At 71.3% G+C, this 20,316-nt stretch carries 22 protein-coding genes; 8 read left to right on the top strand and 14 right to left on the bottom strand.

The genetic code is table 11. The features are described from left to right. Nucleotide 1: 1 nt before the first annotated feature. From DN771_RS24365 to alaS, 4 genes are all read right to left on the bottom strand, one after another. Nucleotides 2-841, bottom strand: coding sequence for a shikimate dehydrogenase (locus tag DN771_RS24365; protein ID WP_162942369.1), 840 nt, complete (start codon nt 839-841; stop codon nt 2-4). Beyond that, a complete protein-coding gene (gene mltG, locus DN771_RS24360) occupies nt 834-2,075 on the bottom strand; it encodes an endolytic transglycosylase MltG (protein WP_117000176.1) in 1,242 nt (413 codons plus the stop codon). The genes DN771_RS24365 and mltG overlap by 8 nt, the downstream gene beginning before the upstream one ends. A gap of 4 nt (nt 2,076-2,079) precedes the next feature. Next, nucleotides 2,080-2,508, bottom strand: a complete 429-nt coding sequence (gene ruvX / locus DN771_RS24355) for a Holliday junction resolvase RuvX (RefSeq protein ID WP_117000175.1) — start codon at nt 2,506-2,508, stop codon at nt 2,080-2,082. Nucleotides 2,509-2,608: 100 nt separating this feature from the next. Next, nucleotides 2,609-5,236 carry an alanine--tRNA ligase gene (gene alaS, locus DN771_RS24350; RefSeq protein ID WP_117000174.1) on the bottom strand — a complete coding sequence of 876 codons (2,628 nt, stop codon included), beginning with the start codon at nt 5,234-5,236 and terminating at the stop codon, nt 2,609-2,611. Nucleotides 5,237-5,326: 90 nt separating this feature from the next. Between alaS and DN771_RS24345 the strand changes: the two genes are divergently transcribed. Next, a complete protein-coding gene (locus tag DN771_RS24345) occupies nt 5,327-6,265 on the top strand; it encodes a bifunctional helix-turn-helix transcriptional regulator/GNAT family N-acetyltransferase (RefSeq protein ID WP_117000173.1) in 939 nt (312 codons plus the stop codon). Nucleotides 6,266-6,321: 56 nt separating this feature from the next. Continuing rightward, nucleotides 6,322-7,074, top strand: a complete 753-nt coding sequence (locus tag DN771_RS24340) for a DUF3109 family protein (protein WP_117000172.1) — start codon at nt 6,322-6,324, stop codon at nt 7,072-7,074. 94 nt (nt 7,075-7,168) lie between these two features. Here the strand turns inward: DN771_RS24340 and DN771_RS24335 are convergent, their stop codons facing one another. The 5 genes from DN771_RS24335 to DN771_RS24315 form a co-directional block, all read right to left on the bottom strand. Next, the gene (locus DN771_RS24335; RefSeq protein ID WP_117000171.1) at nt 7,169-7,360 is read right to left on the bottom strand and encodes a hypothetical protein; all 192 of its coding nucleotides are present in this window, start codon (nt 7,358-7,360) and stop codon (nt 7,169-7,171) included. A gap of 66 nt (nt 7,361-7,426) precedes the next feature. Further along, nucleotides 7,427-8,629, bottom strand: coding sequence for a ribonuclease D (locus tag DN771_RS24330; protein ID WP_117000170.1), 1,203 nt, complete (start codon nt 8,627-8,629; stop codon nt 7,427-7,429). Then, on the bottom strand, nt 8,626-8,949 hold the full coding sequence (locus tag DN771_RS24325) for a rhodanese-like domain-containing protein (protein WP_227462465.1): 324 nt from the start codon (nt 8,947-8,949) through the stop codon (nt 8,626-8,628). The genes DN771_RS24330 and DN771_RS24325 overlap by 4 nt, the downstream gene beginning before the upstream one ends. A gap of 71 nt (nt 8,950-9,020) precedes the next feature. Next, entirely contained in the window at nt 9,021-9,617 is a 597-nt protein-coding gene (mobA, locus tag DN771_RS24320; protein WP_117000169.1) for a molybdenum cofactor guanylyltransferase, read from the bottom strand. 13 nt (nt 9,618-9,630) lie between these two features. Then, entirely contained in the window at nt 9,631-10,068 is a 438-nt protein-coding gene (locus DN771_RS24315; RefSeq protein ID WP_117000214.1) for a DUF3151 family protein, read from the bottom strand. A gap of 59 nt (nt 10,069-10,127) precedes the next feature. Here DN771_RS24315 and DN771_RS24310 point away from each other — a divergent pair, with 59 nt between their 5' ends. After that, entirely contained in the window at nt 10,128-10,469 is a 342-nt protein-coding gene (locus DN771_RS24310) for a hypothetical protein (protein ID WP_117000168.1), read from the top strand. A gap of 145 nt (nt 10,470-10,614) precedes the next feature. Here the strand turns inward: DN771_RS24310 and DN771_RS24305 are convergent, their stop codons facing one another. Further along, entirely contained in the window at nt 10,615-11,475 is an 861-nt protein-coding gene (locus DN771_RS24305) for an SCO6745 family protein (RefSeq protein ID WP_117000167.1), read from the bottom strand. An 84-nt stretch (nt 11,476-11,559) separates the two neighbouring features. Between DN771_RS24305 and DN771_RS24300 the strand changes: the two genes are divergently transcribed. Beyond that, complete coding sequence (locus tag DN771_RS24300; protein ID WP_117000166.1) at nt 11,560-12,741, top strand: zinc metalloprotease; 1,182 nt, start codon at nt 11,560-11,562, stop codon at nt 12,739-12,741. Here the strand turns inward: DN771_RS24300 and ygfZ are convergent. Beyond that, entirely contained in the window at nt 12,684-13,367 is a 684-nt protein-coding gene (ygfZ, locus tag DN771_RS24295) for a CAF17-like 4Fe-4S cluster assembly/insertion protein YgfZ (protein ID WP_162942368.1), read from the bottom strand. The two genes, DN771_RS24300 and ygfZ, sit on opposite strands and share 58 nt — an antisense overlap. A 59-nt stretch (nt 13,368-13,426) precedes the next feature. Here ygfZ and DN771_RS24290 point away from each other — a divergent pair, with 59 nt between their 5' ends. Continuing rightward, complete coding sequence (locus DN771_RS24290) at nt 13,427-14,008, top strand: hypothetical protein (RefSeq protein WP_162942367.1); 582 nt, start codon at nt 13,427-13,429, stop codon at nt 14,006-14,008. A gap of 16 nt (nt 14,009-14,024) precedes the next feature. Here DN771_RS24290 and DN771_RS24285 read toward each other — a convergent pair whose 3' ends face one another. Next, nucleotides 14,025-15,362: a UDP-glucose dehydrogenase family protein gene (locus tag DN771_RS24285; protein WP_117000213.1), complete on the bottom strand. Its 1,338-nt coding sequence runs from the start codon at nt 15,360-15,362 to the stop codon at nt 14,025-14,027. Between the two features lie 84 nt (nt 15,363-15,446). On the opposite strand from DN771_RS24285, the gene DN771_RS24280 reads away from it, so the two are divergent. From DN771_RS24280 to DN771_RS24270, 3 genes are all read left to right on the top strand, one after another. Then, nucleotides 15,447-16,433 carry a mechanosensitive ion channel family protein gene (locus tag DN771_RS24280; RefSeq protein ID WP_117000163.1) on the top strand — a complete coding sequence of 329 codons (987 nt, stop codon included), beginning with the start codon at nt 15,447-15,449 and terminating at the stop codon, nt 16,431-16,433. A gap of 291 nt (nt 16,434-16,724) precedes the next feature. After that, on the top strand, nt 16,725-17,549 hold the full coding sequence (surE, locus tag DN771_RS24275; RefSeq protein WP_117000162.1) for a 5'/3'-nucleotidase SurE: 825 nt from the start codon (nt 16,725-16,727) through the stop codon (nt 17,547-17,549). Beyond that, a complete protein-coding gene (locus DN771_RS24270) occupies nt 17,546-17,833 on the top strand; it encodes a chorismate mutase (protein WP_117000161.1) in 288 nt (95 codons plus the stop codon). The genes surE and DN771_RS24270 overlap by 4 nt, the downstream gene beginning before the upstream one ends. Before the next feature lie 21 nt (nt 17,834-17,854). Here DN771_RS24270 and DN771_RS24265 read toward each other — a convergent pair whose 3' ends face one another. Together DN771_RS24265 and DN771_RS24260 are read right to left on the bottom strand one after the other, a co-directional pair. Next, the gene (locus DN771_RS24265) at nt 17,855-18,220 is read right to left on the bottom strand and encodes an ArsR/SmtB family transcription factor (RefSeq protein WP_205528751.1); all 366 of its coding nucleotides are present in this window, start codon (nt 18,218-18,220) and stop codon (nt 17,855-17,857) included. Nucleotides 18,221-18,443: 223 nt separating this feature from the next. Then, nucleotides 18,444-20,057 carry a DUF885 domain-containing protein gene (locus DN771_RS24260; protein WP_117000211.1) on the bottom strand — a complete coding sequence of 538 codons (1,614 nt, stop codon included), beginning with the start codon at nt 20,055-20,057 and terminating at the stop codon, nt 18,444-18,446. Nucleotides 20,058-20,316 lie beyond the last annotated feature (259 nt).

The following is a 20,316-nucleotide window of genomic DNA, read 5'->3' as shown; positions in this document are numbered from 1 at the left end:
CTCACACTTCGCCGGCGCGCCGGGCGAGCTCGCGCTCGGCGGCGGCCCGCATGGCCGCCACGTCGGGGTCGTTGCCGGTCCACAGGCGCTGCTGGAGCGCCGCCTGGTGGATGAGCATGCCGAGCCCGTCGAACGTCCGGGCCCCGGCGGCGGCCGCCGCTCGGAGCAGCGCCGTCTCGAGCGGGTGGTAGACCAGGTCGGCCACGAGGTGTTCGGGCCGCAGCCACGCCGGGTCGAGTGGGATGTCGTCGGTGCCGAATCCGACGGACGTGGCGTTCACGACGAGGGTGGCGTCGGCAACGGCCGTGGCTGCATCGTCGGCGGCGTGCGCCGTGCCGGCGAGGGCGACGATGGCGCCGACGCGTCCGGGCGTGCGGTTGACGACGGCGATGTCGGCCGCCCCTGCCCGGCCCAGCGCGCTCACCACGCTGCGGGCCGCACCCCCGGCGCCGAGCACGACGATACGCAGCCCGGTGACGCCGACGCCTTCGGCCTCGAGCGAGGCGACGAACCCGTCGCCGTCGGTGCTGTGGCCGATCAGCCGCCCGTCGCCGCCGGCCACGACGGTGTTCACCGAGTCGAGCGCGGCGGCGGACTCGGCGAGCTCGTCGACACCTGCGGCCACCTGTTCCTTGTGGGGCGTCGTCACCGAGTAGCCGGCGATGCCGAGCACCCGCATGGCGGCGAGCGCCTCGTCGGCGCGCCCGGCGGCGACGTCGAACGCCACGTAGGACCAGTCGAGCCCGGCCGCGGCGAACGCGGCGCGGTGGATCACCGGCGACAACGAGTGACCGACGGGTGACCCGATGACCGCGGCGACCGGCGCCGGCCGGTCAGTCACCGGCACCCAGCAGGCCGGCGTCGCTGGCTTCTTGCACCGCCACGTTGAACTGCTCCTCGGTGACCCAGAAGCTGTGGTTGCCCTGGTCGTCGGCGAGCACGTAGTACATGTAGCGGCACGCCTGCTCGGGGGGCAAGTTCTGACAGACCGCCTCGCCGGCACTCGGGTTGGGCGCCGGATTCAGGGCGGCGTCGATCGATGCCCGCCCGGGATTGGCGATCGGGGTCTGCGGCCAGCCCGCCCTCGTGTAGGTGTTCCACGGGGTGTCGAGCGTGCGCAGCGTGTCGATGTCGCCGGGCTGGAGGTCGGACAGGTCGATGCCCCGCTGCTCCAGCACGGCCGGGTCGTGGCCGTAGAGGACGGTGGCGTCGATGTTGAGCGACCAGCCCTCGGCGAGGCGGTTGTAGATCACGCGGGCGATCAGCGGCCGGTCTCGTTCGGTGCGGGCTTCACGCTCGATCATCGAGGCGATGATGAGGATCTGGTAGGGCGTGTAGCCGGCGGTCTCGGGCGCGGTGATCGCCTCCTGCTCCCCGACACGCTCCATCGCGTCGACCATGCGCTCGACGATCTGGCGCTCGGTGTCGGCGTTGGAGATCTCGTACGTCGCCGGGAACAGCAGACCCTCGAGGCTCGTGACGCCGGCCGGACGGAACGTCGCCGGGATCGTGGGATCGTTGGCCGCCGCCATGAAGTCCTCGGCCGAGAACTGGGGCAACTGCTCCTGGTCGGCGAGGCGGTTGGCCATCTGCTGGAGCGTGTAGCCCTCGGGGAAGGTCACCCGGGTCGTGGTCTCGCTCGGCGAGGTGCGCAGCCGACTCATGATGTTGCCCACGTGGTCGCCCGGGCGCAGCAGGTAGAGGCCGGGCTCGATCGCCTCGAGACCGCCGTGGTCGTCGGCATAGGACCTGAAGAAGCCGGCGTTGGTGATGATGCCCTCGTCCTCGAGGCGGGCGCTCACGTCGGCGAGCGTCTCGCCCTCGGCCACTTCGAACGGGACCACCGCCCCGGCGTCCCCGGGCGGGTTGGCCTGGCGGATGTACCACCAGCCGTAGATCCCGCCGCCGATGATGAGGAGGTGGGCGAGGATGAGCAGACCGAAGCCGACCCACTTGCCGACGCGGGACTGCGATCGGAGCGGTTCGACCTCGCCGGCGCCCAATGAGGCGTCCCACGGGTCCTCGCGCCAGTCGCTCACCGGGGCGCCGGGTTCGTCGAGCTCGCGGGTGGGCATCGGACTATCCCTGCCCCGCGGCGTGCCGGCGGTCGAGGTAGGACTGCAGGAACACGGCCGCGGCCACCTTGTCGACGACCTGCCGGCGGGCCGGCCCGCGCACGTCGGCCGCGGCGAGGGACCGCTCGGCGGTCACGGTGCTCAGCCGTTCGTCGTGCATCTCGATCGGCACGCCGACCACGCTACTCATCGCCTTGGCCTCGGACCGGGCAGCCCGGGCGGCCGGCCCCTCGTCGCCCGACAGGCTCAACGGCAGGCCGATGACCAGGAGCTCGGCTTCCTCCTCGCGCACGAGGGCAGCGATGCGGTCGTGGTCGTGGCGACGGGACTTGGAGCGGTGGATCACCGTCAAGGGCGACGCCACCGTGCCCGTGAAGTCGCTGACGGCGACCCCGATCCGCTTCGACCCGAGGTCGAGCGCCAGCACGCGCATGCCGTCTCCTATCCGAGTACTGAACGTCGCCCGAGTATGGAAGGGCCCGATTCGGGCGCTTCCATACTCGGGTGCGCTGCAGTACTCGAATGAGGAATCGCTAGCCCCTCGCCGACTTGATGGCGGCCCAGGCGATGGTGACGGCCTCGTCGATGCCGGCCGGGTCCTTGCCGCCGGCCGTGGCCACGTCGCCCTTGCCGCCGCCTCCGCCGCCGACGGCCTTGGCCGCGTCGCGGATGAGCGAGGCGGCGTCGAACGGCGAGCCCGGGGTGACGGCCGACGCCAGCGACACGCCGCCGGTGGGCGTCTCGCCCACGAGGACGGCGACGTCGACGTCGGGCGCGTTGCGCACGGCGATCACCAGCTCGCGCAGGTCGCCGGGAGCCAGCCCGTCGACGCGGGCGACGACGGCGCCCTCGACCGCCGACTCAGCGATCTCGTTCGCCCGGCCGGTGGCCAGTTTGGCGCGCAGCACCTTGATCTCGTCCTGCAGCGATCGGATCTCGTCGAGCTTGCGCTGGACACCGCCGCTGGCGTCTCCGGGCGAGCCCACCAGAGCGGCGATCTCCCCGAGCTCGCGCTCGTCCCGCTGCAGCAGGGCGACCGACGCCTCGCCGGTGACCGCCTCGATGCGGCGCAGGTTCGACCCGATCGAGCCCTCGCTGACCACCTTCACGGTGCCGATGTCGCCGGTGGCACGCACGTGGGTGCCGCCGCAGAGCTCGATCGACGGCCCCGCCTCGAGGACGCGAACGACGTCGCCGTACTTGTCACCGAAGAAGGCGATGGCGCCCTTGGCCTCGGCTTCGGCCTTGCTCATCTCGGAGATGGTGACCGGTGTGTTCTCGAGCGTCTCGGTGTTGACCATCGTCTCGATGGCGGCGATCTGCTCGGGCGTGACCTGCTCGTAGTGCGAGAAGTCGAACCGCAACCGGTCGGGGGCGACGAGCGAGCCGGCCTGCTTGACATGGTCGCCCAGCACACTGCGCAGGGCGTGGTGCAGCAGGTGGGTGGCGGTGTGATTGCGGCGGATCGCGGCGCGGCGCGCCGAGTCGATGGCGGCCACCGCGTCCTGGCCGGCGGTGATGCTGCCGCTGGTGATGCGGGCGGTGTGGCGGCGCAGGTTGGGCAGGGCGTAGGTGGTGTCGGTGACCTCGGCGGTGCCGGTCTCGGTGGTGATGGTGCCGGTGTCGCCGACCTGGCCGCCGCTCTCGGCGTAGAACGGCGTGGAGTCGAGAAAGATCTCGACGACCTCGGGGTCGGCGGTGGTGAGCACGTCGAGCACGCGGGCCGCGGCCGAGTCGGTGGCGTAGCCGACGAAGTCGGTGGTGCCGTACTCCTCGATGATCGACCGGTAGGAGTCGACGTTCGCCGCCTCGCGGTGCGCGCCACGCGCCGACTTGGCCCGCCGGCGCTGCTCGGCCATCTCGGTCTCGAATCCGGCCGTGTCGACGGCGACGTCGCGCTCGGACGCGATCTCCTGGGTGAGCTCGAGCGGGAACCCGTACGTGTCGTGGAGCAGGAAGGCGGTCGACCCCGACAGCGTGGACGGACCGTCGCCGAGCTCGCGCTCGAGGATCGACAGGCCGTTGCGCAGCGTGTGGCGGAAGTTCTCCTCCTCCTTGCCGAGCACGCTGACGATGAAGTCCCGCTGGCGGGCGACGTCGGGGTAGGCGTTGCCCATCACGTCGACCGCCACGTCGGCGAGCTCGGGCAGGACCGGCTTCTCGGTGCCGAGGAGGTAGGCGTAGCGCACAGCGCGGCGGATGATGCGGCGCAGCACGTAGCCGCGCGCCTCGTTCGACGGGAACACGCCGTCGGCGACCAGCATCGCCGTGGAGCGGGCGTGCTCGGCCAGGACGCGCAGGGCGAAGCTGTCGCGGTGCTCGTAGTCCCCGGGCACGTAGGTGCGGCCGGTGAGCTCGGACGCCTTGCCGATCAGCGGCTGCATGAGATCGGTCTCCCACACGGCGTCGACACCCTGGAGCAGGCAGAGCACGCGCTCCAGGCCGACTCCGGTGTCGATCGACGGCTTCGGGAGCGGCGTCAGGACTCCCGCCTCGTCGCGGTCGTACTGCATGAAGACGAGGTTCCAGAACTCCATGAACCGGTCGCCGTGCTTGTCGGAACGCGGGCCGCCGTCGGGCCCGAACGCCGCGCCGCGGTCGATGTGGATCTCGCTGCACGGGCCGCAGGGCCCCGTCTCGCCGGCCTGCCAGAAGTTCTCGTCGTCGCCGAGGCGCTGGATGCGCTCCATCGGCACGCCGACCACCTCGTGCCAGATCGCCTCGGCCTCGTCGTCGCTCTCGTGGACCGTGATCCACAGGCGGTCGCCGTCCATCCCCCACGTCTCGGTGACCAGCTCCCAGCTGGTGGGGATGATGTACTCCTTGAAGTAGTCCCCGAAGCTGAAGTTGCCCATCATCTCGAAGAAGACGAGATGGCGCTTCGTGCGACCGACGTCGTCGAGGTCGTTGTGCTTGCCACCGGCCCGCACGCACTTCTGCGAGCTGACGGCGCGCTGGAACGGCGGCGTCTCGTCGCCCACGAAGTACGGCTTGAACGGCACCATCCCGGCGACGTTGAACAGGAGCGTCGGGTCGTGCGGGATCAGGCTCGCCGACGGCACGTACGTGTGATCGCGCGCGGTGAAGAAGTCGATGAACGACGATCGCAAGTCGTCGGCGGTCTGCGGCGGGCGCGAGCTGCGGGGAGGGGTGTCTGCCATGGCGTCGTCCAGTCTACGGAAGCGCAGTTCGCGAGGCCCCCGACGAATGCGGCGCAGACTTGTTGGACGGAGTCCACTAATGTCACCGTGATGACCACCGACGTCGACGCGCTCCGCTCGTTCAACCGGCGCTGGACCGCCGTGCTGGGGCTGCTCGACCGCCACCTGCTGGACTCGCCGTACTCGCTCCCCGAGGCCCGAGTCCTCTACGAGCTGGCCGCGGCCGAGCGGACGAGCCGATCCACCGACGTCGAGCTGCTGTCGCTTCGCCGCCGGCTCGGCATCGACGCCAGCTTCCTCACGCGCGTCACCGGCCGCCTCGAACGAGCCGGACTGATCGACATCTCGGCGTCGCCAACCGACGGCCGCCGGCGCCAGATCCGCCTCACGCCGGCCGGTCGGGCGGCGGCAGCCGACCTCGACGAACGGTCGACCGGCCAGATCGCACGCCTTCTCGACCCGCTGTCGGCCGATCAACGGCGGGTCCTCGCCGAGTCGACGACGTTGGCCGCCGCCCTCGTCGACGCCACGCCGACGACGCCGATCGCACTGCGGCCACACGGTCCCGGCGACCTCGGCTGGATCGTGCAACGCCACGGGGCGCTGTACGCCGACGAGTACGGCTGGGACGGCACGTTCGAGACGCTCGTCGCGACGATCGTCGGGCGGTTCGACGCCACGACCGACCGCGCGTGGATCGCCGAGGTGGCGGGCGCTCGCGCCGGCAGCGTGATGTACTGCCGGCCCGCGGAGCGCACCGGCCAGCTCCGCCTGCTGCTCGTCGAGCCGTGGGCTCGAGGGCTCGGCCTCGGCCGGCGGTTGGTCGACGCCTGCATCGATCACGCCCGGTCGCGCGGCGACACCTCGCTCGTGCTGTGGACCAACGACGTCCTCGTCGCGGCGAGGGCGATCTACCAGGCGGCCGGGTTCGAGCTCGTCGCCGAGGAGTCGCACCACAGCTTCGGCCACGACCTCGTCGGGCAGGACTGGCGCCTCGATCTCCGTGCTTCATCTCCTTCGGCACGGTGACACGCCGAGCGCCTGTGTCACGTCGTCACGTGCGGGGTGTCGGTAGCGTGCGGGCGATGTCCGGCGAGCCCGACGAGATCCGTGAGTGGGTGAGCTTTGCCGACCCGACCGAGCACCGCACGTGGGTGTTCGACGCGACGTTCCTGCGCTCCAGCTACACGTGCATCTACGGGGCCGGCTGCCAGGGCGTGCTCGACGACGACGCCACCGAGATGGCGCAGGGCTGCTGCAGCTACGGCGCCCACTTCGTCGACGAGGACGACGTCGCCAACCTCGTCAAGGCGTTCGTGCGTCTCCGGCCCGAGCACATGCAGTTCCATGCCGAGGCCATGGCCGAGGGCTTCCTCGACGCCGGCGAGCCGGCCGCCGACGGATCCCACGTCACCGTGACACGCCTCGTCGACGACGCCTGCATCTTCCTCAACCGGCCCGGGTTCGCCGCCGGCCCCGGCTGCGCCCTCCACATCGCCGCCCTCGAAGCCGGTGAGCGGCCGCTCGACTGGAAGCCCAACGTCTGCTGGCAGGTCCCCCTCCGGCTCGAGCACTCGACCGACGAGAACGGCCACGTCACGTCCCGGCTGCGCGACTGGAAACGCCGCGACTGGGGCGAGGGCGGCAACGAGTTCCACTGGTGGTGCACCGAGTCGCCCGAGGCGTACGTCGGCCACGACCCGGTGTACGTGTCGGCGCGCGACGAGATCACCGAGCTCGTCGGTGCCGAGATCTACGACCTGCTCGTCGACGTCCTGGAACACGAGCGAGCGCCGGCCCTGCCGACGCCCGTGTCGCTGCGTCCCCGAGCGCGCTGAATCAGCAGATCAGGTTGTACCCAGAGGGGAGAGAGAACGCCGATGTCGCGGCCTGGCCAGCGGGCCATCGGCGGTGCACGCCGACGGCGTGCGGTCAGTCCTCGTCGTTCTCGTCGTCGAAGTCGACGCCGTACTTCTCCGCCAGAGCGGCGTACTCGTCGTCCTCGGACTCACGGGTGTCGGTGGCCTGACGGCCCCGATCGCCGAATCCCAGGTCGAACGCGCCCGGACCCGACTGCTTCAGCTTTCTCGCCTCTTCGAAGCGGCGATGACGACCCTTCTTCACGCAGGGCTCCCAAAACTAGAGAATTGACATTGATGACATTCTACCGGGTGAGACGCTCGGAGAGCGTCATCCCGTCGCGGTCGTCTCGGCGGCCGTTTCGACGTCGGGTTCCTGGCTCGACCCGGCGGCGGGCGCGTCGATCAGGCGCAGGCCGCCATGACCATCGAACGTCAGACCGGCCGAGCCGGCGACCAGCCGCGCGATGCCGTCACCGATCAGCTCGGCTCGCCACCCGTGCCGCAGCCGTGCCGACGGGTCGCCACCGAGCAGTGCCACGAGGTCACTGCGCGTCGCCAGCATCGTGGTGTCGATGCGCGAATCCTTGGCCACCTGGCTCACCCACGCCGAGATCAGCGTGACCGCCGGCCGCAGGCTGCGGTCGATCTCCTCGCCGCCATTCCCCGTCTTCGGTGGCTCGACGTGCCGGGCCTGCTCGACGACGGCCAGCAACTCGTTGCCGATCCGGCCGCGCCGGTGCCGCTCGTCGACGCCGCGGCACTGGCTGAGCTCCTCGAGCGAGGTCGGCTGGCGCTGCGAGATCCCGAGGATGGCGAGGTCGGAGAGCACCTGACGGACGGGGATGTCCAGCGTGCGGGCCTCGCGCTCACGCCACGCGGCCACGTGCTGGGCGACGGCCCGGGACCGAGGACGCAGCGTGCGGGCGTCCTTCAACCGGGTCCAGGCATCGAGCGGATCGAGCAGCCCGGTGGGGCGCGTCCGCAACTCCTCGCAGGCCTCGGCAGCCCACTCCTGGCGCCCGAGCTCGGCGAGCTTGGCCTCGATGCGATCCTGCAGTTCGAGGAGATAGCGCACGTCGGCCGCGGCGTACTCCATCTGGGCGTCGCTGAGCGGACGACGCAGCCAGTCGGTGAGCCGATCACCCTTGGCCGGGGTCTCGCGCAGCTCGCCCTGCACGAGGACGACGAGCGACGGGGTGGAGTAGCCCATGAATCCGGCCGCCAGCTGCGTGTCGTACATGTGGCGGGGAACGGTGCCTACGGAGTGCGTGAGCACGTCGAGGTCCTGCTGGGCGGCGTGCAGCACGGCCACGGCGTCGGACTCGAAGAGCTTGGCGAGCAGCGTCGGGTCCGTCGCCAGCGGGTCGACGAGGGCGATGCCTCCCGGCCAGGCGAGCTGGACGAGGGCCAGCTTGGGGAAGTACGTGCGCTCGCGGTGGAACTCGGTGTCGATCGCGTAGCGCGGTTCGGTGACCAGCTGGTCGACGACGTCGGCGAGCGCGGCGTCGGTGTCGATCCAGCGAGACGTCACGAGGGGCTGTCCCCGGTGACGACCTCACGACCAGAGGCGATCCACGCGCTGGTGCCACCGGCGACGTTGACGACGTCGTAGCCCTCCGCGGCGGCGAACTCGGCGGCGCGCATGCTGCGACCCCCGGAGCGGCAGATGAGATAGGTCGGGCCGTCGCCGGCGAATCGCTCGAGCTGCTCGGGAACCGTCGCCAGCGGGATCAGCTCCGCCCCGGGGACGTGCCCGGCGGTGTACTCGTCGGGCTCCCGTACGTCGATGACTCGCGCCCCCTCGGAGAGCCGTTCGGCGAATGCGGCGATGTCGATCTCTGAGACGGGCACGGCGACACGCTACCCGTGCGAGCCCGTGTCCTGGTACCTCGCGCCGCCCGACGACCGGTCGGCGGCCGGCGTCAGGGCAGGTCAGCGGGACGGTTGGCGTTGCGGAGGGTCGCCGGCACGACGGGGACGGTCGCCGCGCCCACGGCTCGGGCGACCGCCAGGAGGCTCCGCTCGGCGGGGAAGAGCCGGGCGATCAGGGCGGCCGCCCCGGCGCTCCAGCAGGCCAGGGCGGGCTCGGCCCGGCCGGAGTCGGCCATCGTCACACCGGGAGGCTCGCCGGGCCCTGCCTGACCCTCGATCGCCGCTCGGCGATGGGCGTCGAGCACGGTGGCGACCGTTCCGGGGGTGAGGGCCGGAAGATCGCACGCCGCGACCAGGGTGGCCGCGGTGTCGGGCAGCGCGGCGAGCGCGGTGAGGACGCCGCCGACGGGCCCCTGCCCCGGCCACCGATCGGCGACGAACCGGCGACCGGTCGCGGCGAGGGCGCGTCCATCACCGCCGACGAACACGACCGGTGCGCAGCCGGCGGCCTCCAGCGTCCGGGCGACGCGTTCGGCCAGCGGCACGCCGTCGATCGGGATCAGCGCCTTGTCGGTGCCCATGCGCCGGCTGGCGCCGCCACACAGCACGGCTCCGGCGATCGCCGTGGGGCCTGCAGGGCTGGGCACCAGCGGGCCGCGATCAGCTCGGCCGGTGACCCGGATCGAGCTGGTGGAGGAACTGTTGGCAGCGCTCGGCCTCGTCGACCTCGCCGATCGCCTCGGCCATCGCGCCGAGACCGGCGAGGGATCGCAGAAAGCCGAGATTGGTCGGCTCCGACCAGAGCACGTACCCCGATCCCCGCCAGCCGTTGGCACGCAGGGCGTCGAGTCCGCGGTGGTACCCGACCCGGTAGGCGGCGTAGCGCTCGATGGGGTGATCGCCCAGGTCGCCGAGCGTCGCCCAGCCGACGAGGTATCTCGGGTAGTCGGCGACCACGGCAGACACGGCGATCTTGCGGTCGGTCTCGGGGGCCGAGAGCGCCTCGGCGAGCCGCTGCTCGGCCACCGGATCGGCGGGGGGCAGGACCGTCGACGGCGGCCCGCTCGGCGTGAGGGTGACAGGACGTTGGTCGGACACGGTCGTCACGGTACCGATATCCACGACGCAGACGGGTCGTCCGCGTACCGTTGCGGCCCATGCTGGGCATCGATCTCGACACCGTTCGCAACGGCAGCCTCTTCACGGTCGCCGGCGCGGTGCTGCTCGCCCTCGCCGCGGTGTGGCTCGTCAAGCAGGTGGTGACCAAGGTGCTCACGGTGGCGATCCTCCTCGCCATCGCCGGGCTCGTGTACTCCCAACGCACCGAGCTGAACGACTGCGTCGACTCGGCCCGCGTCACGATCGCCGCCGGTCTCGTCGACGACACGGAGTGCACGTTCTTCGGCCAGAGTGTCAAGATCCCCGGCCGCGACACGCTGTTCGATGACGACAGCGCGTCGCCCAGCTCGACGACGTCGTCGGTGCCCGGCGCCGGCTGACGGTGCGAGACCGCGTCGGGCCGCCTCCACCGGTGCGGGGAATTCTCCCACCCACCTGGACGCGATGGGCCCCGAAAAGGTTGATCACGGCGTCAGATTTCTCCAGTCGTCAAGCCCGACGGACCCCGCGCCGGCCGGTTCGTGGTCAGACCGGCCCGAACGTGCCGGCGGCAGCGATCGTGCGGCTGAGCTCTCGGCCCACCGTGACCAGCGTTGCCACCTCTTGCTCGTCGAGCACCTCCCAGGGCGCCGTGGCCAGCTCGTCGGTCCGCCGCTCGATGCTGTCGCGTGCGCCGCGGCCGGCATCGGTGATCGAGCCGTCGTCGTCCACCCAGCCACGGGCGGCGAGTCGCTCGACGCCCGACGCCCACTCGTCGTCGCTCCACGCCCGGGTGGCCTGCAGCACCTGCCGGCTCGGCATCCCGCCGGCGTGCGCGGCGTGCAGGACGAGGGCATCGACGGGATCGAGCCCGCCCTCGACGAGACAGGCGATGTGGCCGTCGCCGCGGAACTCGCGCAGCAGCGTCGCCGCGTGCCACAGCTGCAGGTGCGGCTCGTCGGGCCACGGCAACTGGGCGTGGGCCGCGTAGAGCGGTCGGCCGTGCGGCCGACACGCGTCGGCGGCCCGCCGGGCGAGCGCCGCGGCATCGGCGACGTCGGCATCGCCGATCCGGGCACCGAGGAGCCGGCGGAGGGCGCCGTCGGCCACCGTCAGCCGCGCGGTGAGCACGCGCGCCGGCTCGGCGCGTGTCCACGCTTCGGGCAGGGCGGCGCGCACGAGGTCGGGGTGGAAGTTGAAGAACGTGGCGATCACGACGTCGGGTCCGACGGCGCCGAACGCCGCCGATCTCGATGCGAAGTACCCCATCCGCCCCGTGAGACCGAGCCGGCGGTACTCCGCTCGCCCCTCGGGCACGAAGTACACCATCCCGTGATATCGCTCGAGCGCGTGGTGCAGGCGGCGGGCCGCCGCTGCCGATGAGTCGGTCGTCCCCGTCGCGGCCATCCGCACGGTCTACTTCGGTGACGGCCACGACATCGGGTCGGCGGTCCGGTGACCGGCGCAGCGAGGGCGTACGCTGGTCGGGCAATGGCCGCTACGCGCACGCCGCACTTCCGGCTCCTCGGGTTCCCCGTTCACGTCGGCTACGGCTTCGTCATGTTCATGGTGCTGATCGCCGTGATGCCCCGCGGAGACGGTGGCGGACAGTTCGGGCTCTGGCTGGCCGGGAGCGTCGCCGCGTTCACGCTGATCCACGAGCTCGGGCACGCCCTCGTCGCCCGGCACGTCGGCGCCGAGGCCGGGATCTCGCTCGAGTTCATGGCCGGCTACACCTCGTTCCGCCCGACGCGACCGATCTCGAGGCCGTGGTCCGTGGCGATCTCCCTCGCCGGCCCGGCGGTCCACATCGCCACCAGCGTCGCCGTGCTCGTCGCCATGGGCGTCAACCCGCTCGACCACGACAGCGTGCTCGAGAGCCACGCCACCCAGGCCATCTGGTGGGCCGGCCCGTTCATCGGCCTGATGAACCTCGTGCCCGTGCTCCCGCTCGACGGCGGCAACGTGGTGATGACCGCCATCGACGGCGTGGCGCCGGGAAAGGGCCGGCCGATCATGGTCTGGGTCAGCCTCGTCATCACCGGCGCCGCGCTCGCCTCGGCGGCGTTCGTCGACGAGACACGTCGTTTCGTCGTCTTCATCGGGATCCTGTTCGCCCTCCAGCTCGCCGCCGTGTTCGACGAGCGGAGCCGCAACGCCGTCTCCCCGTTCGACGCCGCCGCCAAGGCGATGCGCAACGGCGACGAGGCCAAGGCCGTGCGGATCCTGTCGCGGGGCCTGAGCCGCCCGACCCCCCGTCGTCTCGTCCCCACCGAACTGTCCGCACCGTCAGACCTCGCGCTCGAGCACGTCATCAGCCGGCTCCCGCGGCCGCTGCCTGCGGGAGACCCGTGGAACGAGTACCTCCTCGCCACGTTCCTGACCCGCTTCGGCCGGGCCAACGAGGCCGCCGAGTACGCCGCGGCGAGCTTCCACGACGAGCCGTCGGCGCTCGCCGCGTCGGCGGTTGCCCGCGCCGCCGCGTCACTGGGTGACAGTGCCACGGCGGCCGGCTGGCTGCGTGCCGCACGCGATGCCGGCCTCGCGGACACCGACCTGCGTGCACTCGTCACGGCGAGCAGGGAGTTCGCGACCGTGCGCGACAGCCCGGAGTTTCAGGAACTGCTGGGTGGGCCGACCGGCTCACCGACGGCCGAGCCGCGTCGCACGTAGCCGAGCGCGCGCTGACCCGCCACGGTGGTGAGCGTCCCGACCACGTCGCCCGACGCCGGATCGACGATGTCGTCCCCGGCCGCCGCGCCGGCACCGACATCGAGGATGCGGAGCGACCGGGGTGCGGCCGCACCACGCGAGTCCATGCGCTCGACGAGCTCCTGACCCGGGTAACAGCCCTTGGTGAAGTTGACGGCCACCGACGTGATGCCGGTCTCGGCCGGAATCGTGTCGCCGGGAACGATCTCGCTGCCCATCGCCGGCCATCCCGCGGCCACGCGGTCGGCCGGGTCCTCGCTCACGGGCGCCGTGGTGCCCCACCACCCGACCAGGTCGTCGCCGACCACCGCCGTCGCCTGCGCCACATCGACAGCGACGCGTATCTTGAAGCGCAGCAGTCGAGCCGCGAGCGCGTCGCCGAACCCCGGGTCGGTGTCCAGTTCGAAACGCTCGTCGTCGATGCACCGGATCCGGGCCAGGGCGTCGACCTTGCCATTCGGGGCGAGCACGAACGTCCATCGGCTCTCACCGGAGTCCAGCGACTGCACGTCCTGGGAGACCTGACTGTGAAGGTAGCGGCGGGCGTCGGCTCCGCTCACCGTGACGACATCGCGAGCAGCTGCCATGGGTCGAGTCTGCCTGGCATCACGGCCGAACGGCACCGGGCGCTGCCACACTGGTCCGGATGAGCAACCTCGACGATGTCGGGCGCCTGGCGGACCGGGCGATCGACGCCCTCGGCAACCTGGCGAGGAAGGCCAGCGCGCTGACCACGGGCGTGGCGATCGTGGCAGCGTTCGTGAGCGGACTCGCCTATCTCGTGGGTCTGGCCGCGTTCGACGGTGGCACACGCAACGTCTGGCTCGTCGTGGGTGCGGCGATCTTCATCTGTGCGGTCGGCGCGCCCCTCCTCGCCAGCTTCCGCCTGCGGTCCCTGCCCAAGCAGTCGGCGCAGCTCGCCGGTGAACTGCGCACCCTGCTGCTGCGCAACGACGACGCCAAGCGTGTCGTCGTCGAGACGGTCTCGTGGGAGAACGACGCCGCCCCACGTCCCGGTCCGGGTGGCCGGCCGATGCCGGCGGTGGTCTGGCAGAGCCAGCACTACACCACGCTGCGCGGCCTCGTCGGTCACTCCGACGACGTCAAGAACCTGGCCGGGGCGTTCCGGCGCATCGCCACGTTGCCCGGCCTCATCACGCTCGGCCTGGTCCTCACCGGGCTCAGCGCCTTCTGTGGCTTCGTGTTCCTGCTGATCTGGATCTTCTGATCCAGACAGGAGGAGATCAGCGCCGGCCGACGCCGTCGTAGCGCAGCCCGGCGGCGCGCACCGCCGCCGGATCGAGCAGGTTGCGGGTGTCGACCACGGCCGAGCCGGGGACGAGCACGCCGGCAAGCGCGTCGAGGTCGAGCTTGGCGAACTCGGGCCATTCGGTGGCGATGACGAGCACCGCGGCGCCGGTGGCGGCCGACAGCGGGTCGGCGCACAACTCGACGCCGGCGAGCAGCTGCGCCTTCGGGCCCGTCGGCGCGACCTCGACGGTGGGGTCGAACGCCCGCACGGTGGCGCCGGCGGCAACCAGGCTCTGCACCATCGTCACGCTCGGCGAGTCCCGCAGGTCGTCGGTGCCGGCCTTGAACGTGAGACCGAGCACGCCGACCTTGGTGCCGGTGAGGCGCAGACCAGGGCCGACGCCGACGGCTTCGCGGACCTTGGCGACCATCCGCCGCTTCTGCTCCTCGTTGACGTCGATGACGCCCTTCATCATCGTGAAGTCGTAGCCGTAGTCGGCGGCGATCTTCACCAACGCCTTGGAGTCCTTGGGGAAACAGCTTCCACCCCAGCCCGGCCCAGGGCGCAGGAACGACCGGCCGATCCGGGCGTCGGAGCCGATGCCCTCCACCACGTCGTCCACGCTGGCGCCGACCGCTTCGCACATCGCCGAGATGGCGTTGACGAAGGAGATCTTCATCGCCAGGAACCCGTTGGCCGCGTACTTGATCGTCTCGGCCGACGCCGGGTCGGTGATGAGGATCGGCGCCTGCAGCGGCGCGTAGACGTCGGCCAGGCGCTCGCCGGCGGCCCGATCGTCGGAGCCGATGACCACGCGGTCGGGATGCAGGAAGTCGTGGACGGCCGTGCCCTCGCGGAGGAACTCCGGGTTCGACACGACGGCGACGTCGTTGCGCTGCAGCACGTCCTCGACCACCTTGGTCGATCCCACCGGAACCGTCGACTTGTTGACGACGAGGGCCCCGGGCTTCAGCACCGGAGCGATCTGCGTGGCCGCGGCCTCGATGTAGCGCAGGTCGGCGCCACCGTCGGCACCCTGCGGGGTGGGGACGCACAGGAACACGACGTCGGTGTCGGTGGCCGCGGCCTCGGCCCCGAGCTCGAACGACAACCGGCCCGACGCCAGCTCGGCCACGACGATCTCGGAGAGGCCCTCCTCGACGATCGGGATCTGTCCGCGACGGAGCTGTTCGACCCGATCGGCGTCGACATCGGCACACACGACCTCGTGCCCGAGGTGGGCGAGACACGCGCCGGTCGTGAGGCCGACATAGCCGGCGCCGACGACCCCGAGGCGCGAAGGAGTGGGCGTGGGCACGATGTCACTCATGAGCATCCGAAGGCTAATGCCTTCTCGACCGTCCCCGACTCGTACCCCGGTCCGGGACCCGGCGGGCGCGTAGGGTTGTCTCCGATGCTCCTGCTCGTCGTCGCCGCCGCCGACAGCTGCGGCGAGACGCCGGGCGCGGTGTGCGACTGGGTGTACGACCGCACCGGTAACGGCAAGCTGGCCGCCGCCGCCGACTGGTTCGTGGGCCGACCGTTCACGATCCTCGTCATCCTCCTGGTCGCGTGGCTCGTCACGCGCCTCGCCCGGCGACTGGTCCGGCGCCTTACCTCCCGCATCATCCGGTCCGACGGTCTGGCGTCGCTCACCCCGGTCAACCTGATCCCGGGGCGCACCGCGGACAAGACGGCCGATGGCGCTGCGCCGTCGGAGAACACGGCGAAGGTCGGCGAGCCGCGACGGGTCGCCCGCGCCAGCTCGATCGGCGGCGTGGTCACGTCGTCGATCTCGGTGTTCGTCTGGTCGGTGGCGGCGATCATGGTGATCGGTCAGCTCGGCATCGACCTCGCCCCGTTGATCGCAGGCGCCGGCATCGCCGGCATCGCCATCGGCTTCGGCGCGCAGAGCCTCGTGCGGGACTGTCTCGCCGGGTTCTTCATGATCGTCGAGGACCAGTACGGGATCGGCGACGTCGTCGACCTCGGAGCGGCGTCGGGCGTGGTCGAGCGGATCACGCTGCGCACGACGGTGGTCCGCAGCCAGGACGGGACGCTGTGGCACGTCCCCAACGGTGAGGTGCGGCGGGTCGGCAACCGGTCGCAGCTGTGGTCGGTCGCACTCGTCGACGTCGTCGTGCCCAACGGGGCGCCGCTCGACGACGCGAAGGTGGCCGTGATGGAGGCGGCCGCCGCCACGTGCGCCGAGGACCGCTTCGTCGACAGCGTCCTCGAGGCCCCGCGCGTGCTCGGGGTGGAGGACGTCGGCGCCGATGGCGTGTCGCTGCGGCTGGTCACCAAGACGGCACCCGGTGCGCAGTTCGAGCTCCAGCGCGCCCTGCGCGAGGCGATCAAGCGCCGCCTCGACGACTTCGGCACCGGGACCCCGACCCCTTAGCCCAGCCAGGCGGAGCCGCCCGGCGCGCGCGGCCTGCGTGGCCGGGGAACGCAACCGCGCGGTTCAGCGAGCGTCCCGAAGTCCGAGGAGGTAGGGCGGCGGAGCGCCAGCGGAGCCGCCCGGCGCGCGCGGCCTGCGTGGCCGGGGAACGCAACCGCGCGACAACGTCCGGATGTCAGCGAGCGCAGCGAGCGTCCCGAAGTCCGAGGAGGTAGGGCGGCGGAGCGCCAGCGGAGCCGCCCGCCGCGCGCGGCCTGCGTGGCCGGGGAACGCAAATGATAGGAACGAGGGGTGACTCGTATTCTGCTGACCAATGACGACGGGATCTCGTCGACGGGCCTCCATGTGCTGGCCCGCACGATGCGCCGTCACGGCGACGTGGTCATCGTCGCGCCGGACTCCGAGTACTCGGGGGCCGGGGCGGCCCTCGGAGCACTGCACCTCCTGCAACCGGTCGCCAAGCGCACGAGTGTCGACGGCGTCGACGAGGCGTGGACGATCAACGGCCCGCCCGCCTTGTGCACGATGTTCGCCCGGTTCGGCCTGTTCGGGCAGATCGACCTCGTCGTGTCGGGCATCAACCCGGGGGCCAACGTCGGCCGGTCCGTCTACCACTCGGGCACCGTGGGGGCCGCCCTCACCGCCCGCAACGGCGGCATCAGCGGTGTGGCCGTCAGCCAGGCCGTCGCCGGGATGGGCATCGAGGGCCAGGCGTGGGACGACATGATCCGAGATCAGGAGTGGCAGTCCGCCGCCGACGTGGCCTCCGTCATCGTCGGCCAGCTGGTCGAGGACCTCCCCGCCGACCCGGTCGTCGTCAACATCAACGTGCCGAACCTGCCGCTCGAGAAGATGTCGGGATGGCGGCACGCGTCGATCGGCAGTGCCCCGCCGCGAGCCGTCGGCTCGGCCACGCTCGAGCCGCTGGGCGGAACGGAGGGCTGCTTCGCCGTGCGGATGGAGTGGGGCGACATCATCGACTCCCCCGCCGACACCGACAGCGGCGCCATCGAGAGCGACGAGGTGACGATCACCTACATCAGCCGCCTGCAGCCCGAGGATCGCCCCGACCTCGGCGCCGTCGACATCGCCCTCGACGGGCTGCTCGCGTCATGAGCGTTCCTGAGCAGCTCGCGTCGTACCGGGCGAGCATCGACAACATCGACGCTGCGCTCGTGCACCTGCTCGCCGAGCGCTTCAAGATCACCCAGGCCGTGGGGCGATTCAAGGCCGAGGCCGGCCTCGACGCGTCCGATCCCGGACGCGAGGACGAGCAGATCGCCCGCCTCCGCGCCCTCGCCGAGGAGTCCGGCCTCGATCCCGGATTCACCGAGTCGTTCCTCCGGTTCATCGTGTCCGAGGTGATCCGCCACCACGAGGCGATCGCCCGCGAGCAGTAGCGGTCGCGACGAGCGGCGCGATCAGTGACGCAGGTGCTCGGCGCTGATGTCGAGCAGCTGGCGCACGTGGGCGTCGTCGAGGCAGTAGTAGACGAGCCGTCCGCTCTTGCGGTTGCGCACGATGCCGGCCGTGCGCAACAGGCGCAGGGCGTGTGACACCGACGTCTCGGGCACGTCGACGACGGCGGCGAGATCGCTCACGCACATCTCCCCCACCTCGGCCAGCGTGTAGAGCAGCCGGACTCGGGTGGGATCACCGAGCAGCTTGAACAGCTCGCTGAGATTGGTCACCTCGCCGGCGTCGATCATGCGCTGGCGCCCGTCCTGCACCTTGGCGGCGTCGACGATGCGCACGCCACCCGAGTCGGCGGCGGTGGTCATCGTCATACCCCGAGTCTAGGAGGCGTTCCCAACAGCGGATGGGTCGCTCGTGGCGCGGCCCGGACCGCTAGTGGTCTGTCGTCGAGTTGGTGAGGTGGATCGCGCCGCTGGGCTCGTCGCTGGCAAGGCGCGAGGACGAAGGAATACACCCAGTCTTTCGAGGACGAGCAACGCAGCCAGCGGCGAGGTCCAGCAAGCGAGACACCCTTACCAATCCGGCGACAGACCGCTAGATCGTCGCCAGTAGGTCGGTCAGCGGGTCGAGGCCCATGCCGCCGAACTGCAGCGCCTTGGTGTGGAAGTCCTTGAAGTCGAACGAGGCGCCGTGCCGGGCACGGGCCGCGTCGCGGCCGGCGATCCAGATGCGCTCTCCGACCTTGTACGAGGGCGCCTGGCCGGGCCAACCGAGGTAGCGGTCGATCTCGTCGGCGGCGTGGGCCGGGTCGGAGATCGTGCGAGTGAGGAGGAACTCGAGACCGAGCTCCGGCGTCCAGCGCTCGCCCTCGTGGAACCCGGTGCCGCTCGGGATCTCCAGCTCGAGGTGCATGCCGATGTCGATGACGACCCGGGCGGCGCGGAACAGCTGGGCGTCGAGCATGCCGAGGAGGTCGCCGTCGTCATCGAGATAGCCGAGTTCGCGCACCAGGCGCTCGGCGTACAACGCCCATCCCTCGGCGTGCCCGCTGGTGCCGGCCACGAGTCGCTGGAACTCGTTGAGGGAGTCGCGCTGGTAGGTGGCCGTGCCGATCTGCAGGTGATGGCCCGGCACGCCCTCGTGGTAGACGGTGGTCACCTCGCGCCACGTGCCGAAGACCTCGCGACCGGCTTCGACCGACCACCACATGGCGCCGGGCCGGGTGAGATCCTCGTTGGGCCCGGTGTAGTAGGCGCCCACGCCGCCACCCGGCGGGGCGATCTTGCAGTCGAGCTTGCGAAGTGGCTCGGGGATGTCGAAGTGCGTGCGACCGAGCTCGGCGATCGCCCCGTCCGACAGCTCCTGCATCCACCGCTGGAGGCCGTCGGTCCCGGTGACCTGGTAGCGCGGATCGGCATCGAGCTGGTCGGCGACCTCGCGGGGTGTGGCCGACGGGTTGATGCGCAGGGCCACCTCGATCAGTTCGGCCTCCAGCGAGAGGAACTCCTCCCACCCCCACCGGTAGGTCTCGAGCAGGTCGACAGTGGCGCCGAGGAAGTCGCGAGATGCCCGGGAGTACACGTCGGGGCCCACGGCGTCCCGCTCAGGAGCCTGCGGGCGCAGCTCGCGTCGCAGGAAGTCGCCGAAGTCGGCATAGGCGCCGTCGGCGGCAGCGGCCGTGGCGGCGAGTCGATCGCCGAGCGCGCCATCCCGTTGCGCCGACGCGGCGAGTCCGGCGAAGAACCCGGTGCCGCCGCCGGCGCCGGAGTACGTGTCGCACTGCTCGGCGCACTTGTCCACCTGGCGCACGGCGGCCACCCGACCGGATCGGGCGGCCTCGGTGAGGCTCGCCTCGTAGCCGGCGAACGCCACGGGCAGCGCTTCCATGCGGGCGGCGAGCGACTCCAGCTCGTCGTCGGTGGTCCTGGGAAGGAGATCGAACACCATCCGCAGCTCCTGCATCGGCGAGGCGATCACGTTGAGGTCGGCGAGGAAGTCACCCGCCTCGTGACGATCGACGAACAGCGTGGCCCGCTCGGTGATCACGTCGCGTGCGACGGCGTCGGCCTCGCTGTCGACCGGGGCGGTGGCGAGCTCGGCGAGCGTCCGACGGAAGAGTTCTGCTGTCTCCTCGCGGCCCTCGGGCGAGAGGTCGTCGACGAGACGCTCGGACGGCAGTCCGAGGTAGACACTGATCGACGGGACCATCTCAGCCAGGTCGCGGACGAAGGCGTTGGAGATCTCGTTGACGCTGCGCTGGGTCACGCCGGCGACGCTACCCCGCCCCGCGCACCCGGGATTCTGCGCGCGGATCTTGCCAATTCACGTTCTGGGTGCGTTCCGTGACGGTGAGCGTCACTGTTCTGTCGCGCAACATCGGTGACACGTATGTCGCGGAACATGGGTGACAGTTCATGACGTTACCCGGCGGGGTTGGCGGGGGCCGCCGCGGCGTTGGCGGCTGGGT

Source organism: Desertimonas flava (assembly GCF_003426815.1).
GTDB lineage: Bacteria > Actinomycetota > Acidimicrobiia > Acidimicrobiales > Ilumatobacteraceae > Desertimonas > Desertimonas flava.
The sequence above is the reverse complement of the archived record's forward strand: the minus strand, read 5'-3'. Positions and strand labels throughout refer to the sequence as shown.

What these genes read in the sequence shown, in the direction of transcription:
- DN771_RS24270 (WP_117000161.1), top strand. Translation starts at nt 17,546, where the DNA reads ATGAGCGTTCCTGAGCAGCTCGCGTCGTACCGGGCGAGCATCGACAAC.
- DN771_RS24340 (WP_117000172.1), top strand. Translation starts at nt 6,322, where the DNA reads ATGTCCGGCGAGCCCGACGAGATCCGTGAGTGGGTGAGCTTTGCCGAC.
- DN771_RS24265 (WP_205528751.1), bottom strand. Translation starts at nt 18,220, where the DNA reads ATGACGATGACCACCGCCGCCGACTCGGGTGGCGTGCGCATCGTCGAC.
- mltG (WP_117000176.1), bottom strand. Translation starts at nt 2,075, where the DNA reads ATGCCCACCCGCGAGCTCGACGAACCCGGCGCCCCGGTGAGCGACTGG.
- DN771_RS24260 (WP_117000211.1), bottom strand. Translation starts at nt 20,057, where the DNA reads ATGGTCCCGTCGATCAGTGTCTACCTCGGACTGCCGTCCGAGCGTCTC.
- DN771_RS24310 (WP_117000168.1), top strand. Translation starts at nt 10,128, where the DNA reads ATGCTGGGCATCGATCTCGACACCGTTCGCAACGGCAGCCTCTTCACG.
- DN771_RS24280 (WP_117000163.1), top strand. Translation starts at nt 15,447, where the DNA reads ATGCTCCTGCTCGTCGTCGCCGCCGCCGACAGCTGCGGCGAGACGCCG.
- ruvX (WP_117000175.1), bottom strand. Translation starts at nt 2,508, where the DNA reads ATGCGCGTGCTGGCGCTCGACCTCGGGTCGAAGCGGATCGGGGTCGCC.
- DN771_RS24305 (WP_117000167.1), bottom strand. Translation starts at nt 11,475, where the DNA reads ATGGCCGCGACGGGGACGACCGACTCATCGGCAGCGGCGGCCCGCCGC.
- DN771_RS24290 (WP_162942367.1), top strand. Translation starts at nt 13,427, where the DNA reads ATGAGCAACCTCGACGATGTCGGGCGCCTGGCGGACCGGGCGATCGAC.
- DN771_RS24300 (WP_117000166.1), top strand. Translation starts at nt 11,560, where the DNA reads ATGGCCGCTACGCGCACGCCGCACTTCCGGCTCCTCGGGTTCCCCGTT.
- DN771_RS24345 (WP_117000173.1), top strand. Translation starts at nt 5,327, where the DNA reads ATGACCACCGACGTCGACGCGCTCCGCTCGTTCAACCGGCGCTGGACC.
- alaS (WP_117000174.1), bottom strand. Translation starts at nt 5,236, where the DNA reads ATGGCAGACACCCCTCCCCGCAGCTCGCGCCCGCCGCAGACCGCCGAC.
- ygfZ (WP_162942368.1), bottom strand. Translation starts at nt 13,367, where the DNA reads ATGGCAGCTGCTCGCGATGTCGTCACGGTGAGCGGAGCCGACGCCCGC.
- DN771_RS24285 (WP_117000213.1), bottom strand. Translation starts at nt 15,362, where the DNA reads ATGAGTGACATCGTGCCCACGCCCACTCCTTCGCGCCTCGGGGTCGTC.